The following is a 7,882-nucleotide window of genomic DNA, read 5'->3' as shown; positions in this document are numbered from 1 at the left end:
CGGCGCAGATGCCCGATGTCGCGCCCGACGATCAGGCGCAGGCCGTTCACCAGAAACAGCGGCACCAGCAGCGCCGATGCGAAACCAAAGCCCTGAAGCATGAGATCAGAGAGATAGGCGCCGGGCGTTCCGATCAGGTTGCGCGCGGGCGCCTGCGTGACGCTGTTGAAGCTGGGGTCGGTCGGGTCATAGCTGAGAAGCGCCGCCGCAAGCGACAGGCCCAGCATCACCACAAAAACGCCGCCGACAACCCGCGCGCCGGTCCTCGCAAGCCGCATCAGCCGCGCAGCAAGGCCCGGCTGGTCTGCCCCGGCCCTGCCCTTGCGCCGCCATGGGGCGCCGTCCATCAATGTCTGGTAGGTTGCTGCCACGTCGTCTCCTGCTGCGGGTTTTCCGCAGCCATTGCGCCGGAATCATGCCTGCGAGCGTCTCTTGCGGTCAAGTGCGCCTGTCGTTTCCCTAGGGCTGTTGCCGCTTGGGCACGGCGCTTGCACGGATGCGGTTGGGGGCTGTCAGTGCCGTTGCCAAGGCGCTATCAGCAGTTGCATGAGCATCCAAGCCAGCACCCATCACCACGATGCGCTGATCGTCGGCGGCGGCCTCGTCGGACTGACGCTCGCCCTCGCCCTCGGAGAGCATGGCATCGACGTCGGCCTGATCGAGCGCGCCGACCTCGACGCGCATCTTGCACCCGGCTTCGACGGGCGTGCTTCAGCCATCGCATCGTCGTGCGCGCGGATGCTGCGCGCGCTGGGCCTTGGGCCGGTGGTCGATGCCAGCGGCTGCCCGATCCACGCCATCCGCGTGACCGACGGGCTGTCGCCGAGGCTGCTGCATTTCGACAGCGCCGAGGCCGAACCCGCCGATCCGTTGGGCTATATGCTGGAAAATCGCGCGCTGCGGGCCGGGCTTCTGGATCGTCTGCGCGGGCACCCGCATGTCCGCCTCTATGCGCCAGCCAACATCACCCAGACCGAACGCGGCGAGCACCGGGCCAGAATCCAACTGGCTGACGGGCGCGAACTGCTGGCCCCCGTCATTCTGGCATGCGATGGCCGTCCGTCGGCGCTGCGCCGCGATGCGGGAATCCGGCTTGCCACCTGGCGCTACGATGCAACCGCAATCGTCACCATGCTGTCGCACGAAAAGCCGCACGGCAATGTTGCGTCGGAACTGTTCTATTCCGCCGGACCCTTCGCGCAACTGCCGATGACCGACCTTGCCGATGGGCGGCACCGCTCGGCGCTGGTCTGGACGGTCAGGAACCGCGACGCGCAGGGCGTGAAGGCGCTTACCGAACGCGCATTCGCGCACGAAGCCGAAAAGCGCATGGGCGGCTTCCTTGGCCGGATCGACGTGATCGCACCGGTGCAAAGCTTCCCGCTGAACCTGCAACATGCCGAACGCTATTGGGCGAACCGGCTGATCCTTGTAGGCGATGCCGCCCACGGCATTCACCCGATCGCCGGACAGGGCCTGAACCTTGGCCTGCGCGATGTCGCGGCGCTGACCGAAGTGCTGGCCGCATCGCTGCAACTGGGGCTTGACATCGGCCACCCGGATGTCGCGCGAAAATTCGAACGGTGGCGGCGAAGTGACAATTTCACCACCGCCTTTGCAACCGACGCGCTGGTCCGCCTGTTCGGCATTCCGGGCAAGACGGCGGAACTCGTCCGCTCGACGGGGCTTGCCGCCGTCAACCGGCTGCCCTTCCTGCGGCGGGCGTTCATGGCGGTTGCGCGCGGCGAATCCGGCGATCGCCCGCCGCTGCTAAGGGGCGAACTCGGCACCGGAAGCTGACGGCTTTTGCGCTATTGCAGCATGGTATCGCCGCCCGTGCCGGCAAAGCGCATCAGCGCGCACAATGTGGAGGCGCGTTCGGCAAGTGTCGGCGCCTGCAACAACGCCTGCTTCTCGGCCGGCGAAAACGGGCAGACAACGCCTAGTGTATTGACGAGGCTTTCATCGTCGGCCGCGCGCACGGATTCCCAGTCGGCTGAATAATCCTGCGTCGCAAGATACCCGGCCAACGCGTGTTCCAGGTCTGCCCGGGCAGCAGCCGCCAGCGGGGTGGCAGCCGCCAGATCGCCTGCAAACCGCCCGTAGCTGACTTCTGCCTGCCGATAGGGCGTGGGGGCACCCAGTTCCGGACCAAGGTCAAACCGGGCAAGGCCTGTCAGAACGATCAGAAAGCGGCCATCGCCGGTTTCGCTGAAACTGGTGATGCGACCAAGCGTCCCCACACCATAAAGCGGCGGCCGCGCGGCGGTCAGCGCCTCCTCGCGCGGCTGGATCATGGCGATCAGCCGGTCCCCCGCCATCGCGTCGGCCACCATCGCCAGATAGCGCGGCTCGAAGATGTTCAGCGGCAGTTGCGCACGCGGCAGCAGAATCGCCCCCTCCAGTGGAAACAGCCGCACACCCGGCGGAAAATCGGCCAACCGGAACATCTGCGGGTGCGCCATCGGCCGGGCTTCAGGAAAACAGAGTCTGCGACAGCCGCCGCCGCGTGGCGACCGACCACGGATCTGAAAATCCCTTCGCCTCGATCAATTTCAGAAGCTGGGCGCGGGCCGCGCCTTCGTTCCACTCCCGGTCGGCGATGATCGACTGAAACAACTGGTCAGCTGCGGCATCGTGTTTGCCGCTGGCGAACAGTGCGTTGGCAAGATCAATTCGCGCCTGATGATCCGCAGGATCAGCTGCGATCCGCGATTCGAGCGCCGCAACCTCTCCCGCCGGCGCAACCGCTTTCGCAAGATCAAGCGCCGACCGTGCCTGCTGAACGGCTGCATCACCACTGTCAGCGGGAATCGTTGCAAGCTGAGCCTCGGCGGCATCCACCTGCCCGATCGCCAGCAACGCCCGGGCGTAGCCCGCTACGACATCGGCACGATCAGGCGCCGCCTGCGCAAGCGCGGCAAAAGCGTCTGCGGCCTCGGCCGAACGGCCTTCTGCCAGCAGGGCGTTGGCTTCCTCGATCATCGCATCTGCCGACAGTTTTTCTTCGGTCGGCGGCAATGTCGTCAGCAGCCGCTCGATGAAGGCGCGGATTTCCCGCTCGGACTTCACTCCGACGAACCCGTCGACCGGCTGGCCGCCGACGAAAGCGTAAACCGTCGGCACCGACTGGATGCGGAACTGCTCGGCGATCAGCCTGCTCTTGTCGATGTCGATCACCACCTGCGTGGTTCTGCCCTGCCCCACTTCGCTGACCAGCCTGTCGATAACCGGCGCAAGCTGTTTGCAGGGGCCGCACCATTCGGCGGTGAAGCGCACCAGCACCAGCCCGGCAAGCGATGCTTCAAGAACGTTGCGACGGAAGGCGTCGACTGCTGCGCGGTCTTCGGCGGTCATTCCGCCAAACTGGGATAGGCTGGCCAAGGGCATGCTCCGGTTGATGTTTACCCGTTGCTATATGGGCATATGCATTTGTCGATGGAAGGGGCTTGCACACCACGCAATGCTCGGCTAGATGCGCGCCTCACCCCGGCGGGTCGGCCAGAACGGCGCCGCCAGATGAAACGGATGCGGGCGTAGCTCAGGGGTAGAGCGCAACCTTGCCAAGGTTGAAGTCGAGGGTTCGAATCCCTTCGCCCGCTCCAGTTTCTTTCGGGTTTCCACGACGTTACTGGTGCCGCCGCTGATGGCGCGTTGTCGTTACAGCACCAGTTGCGTCTGCGTTACCACCGCTACGCGCTTGCCGTCGTCGCGCAGGATTTCGGTCTGCCAGACCGATATGCGCTTGCCGGTCGATAGCGGCGTTGCGCGGCCCTTCACCACGCTACCGGCGGGGGCTGCGCCCAGAAAGTTGGTCTTGCTTTCCACGGTGATCGTGCCGGCCGCGCCCTTCGGCAGCGCGGCGAACGCACCAACGGCCCCAAGCGCGTCGGCAAACGCCATGATCGCGCCGCCGTGCATGATGCCGTTTGCAGTGCAGAGATTGTCGCGCACCAGCACCGAACCTTCGACCAGCTCGCTGGTTGCGGCGGTGATCTCTACCCCCATCAGGCGCGCGAACGGCATTGCATCGGCCGGGTTAAAGCTCATGGCGGTTCCTCCTGGCGTTCGTGTCAGGGGTACGCCCGATCACTCTCGGCTCGCCCCCACCGCATTGCATTCGGCAACACGGCGGAGGGGCTGTCAACCGTCAGTCGAATTCCCAGCCGCGCTCGCCGTGGCTGTGCAGATCAAGCCCGTCGTGCTCGGCCTCTTCGTCGACGCGCATCGGCACTGCAAGCGCGGCCGCACGGGCTGCCAGCAGCGTCATGATCACCGTCCACCCGGCGACCACGGCCACACCGATCAGCTGCGCCAGCAGTTGCTGGCCAAGGCCGCTTCCGGCGGCAAAGCCAACGCCGCCCAGTTCCTTGAAAAAGAACAGCGGCATCAGCAGCGAGCCAAGAATCCCGCCAATGCCGTGAACGGCGAAAACGTCCAGTGAATCATCGATCTGCCACTTGTGCTTAACAAGTTGAATCATGAAGAAACACAAGCTGCCGCCCAGCAGGCCAAGCGCGATTGCACCCGTCGGCCCCACATAGCCGGCAGCGGGCGTCACCGTTGCAAGGCCGGCGATCGCGCCCGTCACGATGCCGACGGACGTCGGCTTGCCGATGCGGATGCGCTCGATCGCAATCCAGACGAGGGCCGCTGTCGACGCCGCCAGATGCGTGCTGAAGATCGCCGACGCCGCACCGCTGCCTGCCGCCAGCGCCGAGCCGCCGTTGAACCCGAACCAGCCGACCCACAGCAGGCCAGCGCCCGTCAGCGTAAGCACCGGGCTGTGCGGCAGCATCAGCGTCTTGTTGAAGCCTTTGCGCTGGCCCAGCATCCGGGCAACCAGCAGCGCCGCGACACCTGCCGTGGTGTGGACGACGATCCCGCCGGCAAAGTCCAGCGTGCCGATGTTGGCTGCAAGCCAGCCGCCGCCCCAGATCCACCGCGCCACCGGCAGATAGACGAGGATGACCCACAGCAAAGAAAAGATCACCACCCAGCCAAAGCGCACACGCTCGACGAAAGCACCGATGACAAGAGCCGGAGTGATGATGGCGAATGTCATCTGGAACAGGGCGAACACCGGTTCGGATATGGTTGTTCCGGCGCGGATATCGGCAAGGTTCGCCAGCATCGCATTGCCAAGGCCGCCAAGCCACAGCGCGCCTTCGCCAAAGACCAGGCTGTAACCGAACACCGCCCACAACAGCGACACCGTGCACAAAATGACGAAGCAGTGCATCGCCACCGAGAGCACGTTGTGCGCACGCACGAGGCCTCCGTAAAACAGCCCGAGGCCGGGGATCGTCATCATCAGGACGAGGGCCGATGCCGTGAGTATCCAGGCGCTATCGCCGCTGTTCGCTGCGACTGCGGGGTGTGCCTGTGCCATTGCCGGAATTGCGACCATGATCGTCGGAGCAATCCACAAGCGTATTGGCTTCATACCCGCTGTTTCCCCTTGCACGTTGAATGGCGACCGACAGGGCTAATCGCGACGAAAGGCCGCAACAAGGTGCTTTATGCTGCACTGCACAGTTCGCCGGACCAGTGTGCGCCGATTGCAACAGCATCCGCTGCTGGACGCGCTGTGCGGCGCGCCCTACCCTCGGCCATGCAACAGATCGGGGAGGATGAAATGCAGGAACTGGCTGAACCGGTCGCGAATGCGGTGCTCGATGTCAGCGATGCGCGGCAGTTCCTAAGCGGGCACCCGCACGAAATCTACGACGCATTGCGCCGCGACGACCCGGTCCACTTCGTCGAGCATCCTCTGGGCGGCGAACCGCACTGGCTGCTGACGCGGCACACCGACATCCGCGCGGTTTCAATGGACAGCGCGAACTGGACGTCGGCGCGCGGCTTTCGGTTGTTCGAGGCCGGACGCGCGGCGGCGCTGGCACCGGATGTGCTTCAGGCCGTCCGCCAGAACATGTTGCTGGTCGATCCGCCACTGCACAGCGCCTATCGGCGGCCGCTTGTGGCGTCTTTCACCGCGCGTGCATTGTCGGCGATCGAGCAGGCGGTTGCAGAGGCTGTCGAGGAATTGCTGCTGGGCTTTGCCGACCGTGACGAGATCGAGTTCGTATCAGAGTTTGCCGGCATCATCCCGATCAAGGCCTTGTGCCGGGTGCTTGGCATTCCCGCGCACGACGAACAGGCAATCTTCGACTGGACGAACACTATGGTCGGCGTATCCGACCCTGAATATCACCGGTCGGTTGACGAGGCATCGCAGGTGCATCGCGACGTGTTCGCCTATGGCCGGGAACTGCTGCGCCAGCGACGATCCGGCAACGGAAACGACGTTCTGTCTGTCATCGCGCGGATGGAGATCGACGGCCGGCCGTTTCTTGGTCCCGATCTCGATGGCATGATCGCGCTGTTGATGGCGGCAGGGAACGAAACAACCCGCAACTCGCTTACGGGGGCGATGATCGCGTTCAGCCGGTTCCACCACGAACGGCAGCGCCTGCTCGATGACCCTTCACTCACCAATTCCGCCGTCGAGGAACTGCTTCGATACGTCAGCCCCGTCATTCAGATGGCCCGGACCGCCAGAGACGATGTCCTGGTCGGCGGCAGGAAAATCGCTGCGGGCGACAAGGTCGTGCTGCTGTATGGAGCAGCGAACCACGATCCCGACCTGTTCGACGATCCGCACCAGCTTCGACTGGGCCGCCCGAACGCCCGCGAACATCTGGCCTTTGGCATCGGCGTTCACCACTGCCTTGGTGCACATATGGCCCGCTTGCAGATCAGGATCGTGCTGCAACTGCTTCTCAGGCATTACCCCAAGTTCCAGCTCGCAAGCGAACCGCAGTATCTGCAAAGCAATTTCGTCTGCTCGGTGAAGCGCGCACAAGTAGCACTCCGCCAAGCATGACGCGCCGGACACAGCGCATAATCAACGCTTATAGCATTTATTACGATACCCGTAAAACTGATTGAACAATCCAATATCGTGCATTTGCCGTATATTACACCAACGCAATATTAACACTTGCATCACAACATTGTCTGAAAACACGAACTGTGCCAATATCGCACCGCGCACGATGCGTTTTGTGGGAGGGGTACATGCGTGCATTTTCACTTGCAGTCGCGATTGCGGCAGTTTCAATCGCTACGCCTGCTTTGGCCGGGCTAGACGGCTCTACGGTCAGCGTTCAATATTATCACCCTGATCTTATGACGCCCTATGGCAACGCGTCCGCGACGCCGCCATCGTTCATCGTCGGCTTCGGGCCGGAGTCTGTCGTCAACCTCGAAGGGGTGACGTTCATAACAATCGATTTCGCGAACGATTCGCTGACGCTCGATTTCAGCACCGTTCTGTCGTCTCCGACGTTCAACAACTCGGCGTTCAACGGGCTGGTGTTCAGCGGATCAGGATTTGGCAGCATCAGCTCCGTTACCGTTGACCCATTGTCGACGTTCGGTTTGAGTCCGGCCAATGCCAGCATTTCCGGCAATGACCTGCACGTCAATTGGACCGGCGTTTCCTACAAGGATGGGCAGACGCTGACGCTCCACTTCAATACGGCCGGTGTACCGGAACCCGCCGCGTGGGCGCTGCTGATCGCAGGCTTCGGAACCATTGGCGCCGTTGTCCGCCGCCAAAGAAGGCCTGCGCGCGCCTGAAACGGCCGAACTAGGCGGTAAACTCATAAACGGGTTGCGGTTTTGTCGACTGAATGATTCAGGCTTTCCCTTGCGATGGAGGCTTGATGATGGCGAGGCGGCGGTACGAATTGACGGACGAGGAGTGGTCGATTCTCGATCCGCTGTTGCCGAACAGGCCGCGTGGAGTGCCGCGCGTCGATGACCGGCGGGTGCTAAACGGCATCCTCTGGCGGTTTCGCACCGGCTCTCCCTGGGC

Annotated in this window: 9 protein-coding genes and 1 tRNA gene; 5 read left to right on the top strand and 5 right to left on the bottom strand. The window is 63.6% G+C overall.

Annotation, left to right across the window (positions count from 1 at the left end):
- Positions 1-371, bottom strand: a 371-nt coding sequence (locus AC16JP_RS00340; RefSeq protein WP_484338608.1) for a DNA translocase FtsK 4TM domain-containing protein, incomplete at its 3' end; no start/stop codon positions are given.
- 175 nt (positions 372-546) lie between these two features.
- Between AC16JP_RS00340 and AC16JP_RS00335 the strand changes: the two genes are divergently transcribed.
- On the top strand, positions 547-1,800 hold the full coding sequence (locus AC16JP_RS00335) for a UbiH/UbiF/VisC/COQ6 family ubiquinone biosynthesis hydroxylase (RefSeq protein ID WP_484338607.1): 1,254 nt from the start codon (positions 547-549) through the stop codon (positions 1,798-1,800).
- Between the two features lie 11 nt (positions 1,801-1,811).
- Here the strand turns inward: AC16JP_RS00335 and AC16JP_RS00330 are convergent, their stop codons facing one another.
- Positions 1,812-2,465: an LON peptidase substrate-binding domain-containing protein gene (locus AC16JP_RS00330; RefSeq protein WP_484338606.1), complete on the bottom strand. Its 654-nt coding sequence runs from the start codon at positions 2,463-2,465 to the stop codon at positions 1,812-1,814.
- 10 nt (positions 2,466-2,475) lie between these two features.
- A complete protein-coding gene (locus AC16JP_RS00325; RefSeq protein ID WP_484338605.1) occupies positions 2,476-3,357 on the bottom strand; it encodes a tetratricopeptide repeat protein in 882 nt (293 codons plus the stop codon).
- Positions 3,358-3,530: 173 nt separating this feature from the next.
- Between AC16JP_RS00325 and AC16JP_RS00320 the strand changes: the two genes are divergently transcribed.
- Positions 3,531-3,605: transfer RNA gene (locus tag AC16JP_RS00320), tRNA-Gly, on the top strand.
- Positions 3,606-3,660: 55 nt separating this feature from the next.
- Here AC16JP_RS00320 and AC16JP_RS00315 read toward each other — a convergent pair.
- Positions 3,661-4,050 (bottom strand): PaaI family thioesterase, encoded by a 390-nt coding sequence (locus AC16JP_RS00315; protein WP_484338604.1) that lies wholly within the window; start codon positions 4,048-4,050, stop codon positions 3,661-3,663.
- Positions 4,051-4,150: 100 nt separating this feature from the next.
- The gene (locus AC16JP_RS00310) at positions 4,151-5,446 is read right to left on the bottom strand and encodes an ammonium transporter (RefSeq protein ID WP_484338603.1); all 1,296 of its coding nucleotides are present in this window, start codon (positions 5,444-5,446) and stop codon (positions 4,151-4,153) included.
- 192 nt (positions 5,447-5,638) lie between these two features.
- On the opposite strand from AC16JP_RS00310, the gene AC16JP_RS00305 reads away from it, so the two are divergent.
- The 3 genes from AC16JP_RS00305 to AC16JP_RS00295 form a co-directional block, all read left to right on the top strand.
- Positions 5,639-6,886, top strand: coding sequence for a cytochrome P450 (locus tag AC16JP_RS00305; protein WP_484338602.1), 1,248 nt, complete (start codon positions 5,639-5,641; stop codon positions 6,884-6,886).
- A 194-nt stretch (positions 6,887-7,080) separates the two neighbouring features.
- Positions 7,081-7,644 (top strand): PEPxxWA-CTERM sorting domain-containing protein, encoded by a 564-nt coding sequence (locus AC16JP_RS00300; RefSeq protein WP_484338601.1) that lies wholly within the window; start codon positions 7,081-7,083, stop codon positions 7,642-7,644.
- 89 nt (positions 7,645-7,733) lie between these two features.
- Positions 7,734-7,882 (top strand): transposase (locus tag AC16JP_RS00295; RefSeq protein ID WP_484338609.1); only part of this gene is annotated, 149 nt, incomplete at its 3' end.

The organism is Sandaracinobacteroides sp., assembly GCF_057137845.1.
The sequence above is the reverse complement of the archived record's forward strand: the minus strand, read 5'-3'. Positions and strand labels throughout refer to the sequence as shown.

Coding starts and splice junctions, on each gene's coding strand:
- AC16JP_RS00335 (WP_484338607.1), top strand. CDS start 547: ATGAGCATCCAAGCCAGCACCCATCACCACGATGCGCTGATCGTCGGC.
- AC16JP_RS00330 (WP_484338606.1), bottom strand. CDS start 2,465: ATGGCGCACCCGCAGATGTTCCGGTTGGCCGATTTTCCGCCGGGTGTG.
- AC16JP_RS00325 (WP_484338605.1), bottom strand. CDS start 3,357: ATGACCGCCGAAGACCGCGCAGCAGTCGACGCCTTCCGTCGCAACGTT.
- AC16JP_RS00315 (WP_484338604.1), bottom strand. CDS start 4,050: ATGAGCTTTAACCCGGCCGATGCAATGCCGTTCGCGCGCCTGATGGGG.
- AC16JP_RS00310 (WP_484338603.1), bottom strand. CDS start 5,446: ATGAAGCCAATACGCTTGTGGATTGCTCCGACGATCATGGTCGCAATT.
- AC16JP_RS00305 (WP_484338602.1), top strand. CDS start 5,639: ATGCAGGAACTGGCTGAACCGGTCGCGAATGCGGTGCTCGATGTCAGC.
- AC16JP_RS00300 (WP_484338601.1), top strand. CDS start 7,081: ATGCGTGCATTTTCACTTGCAGTCGCGATTGCGGCAGTTTCAATCGCT.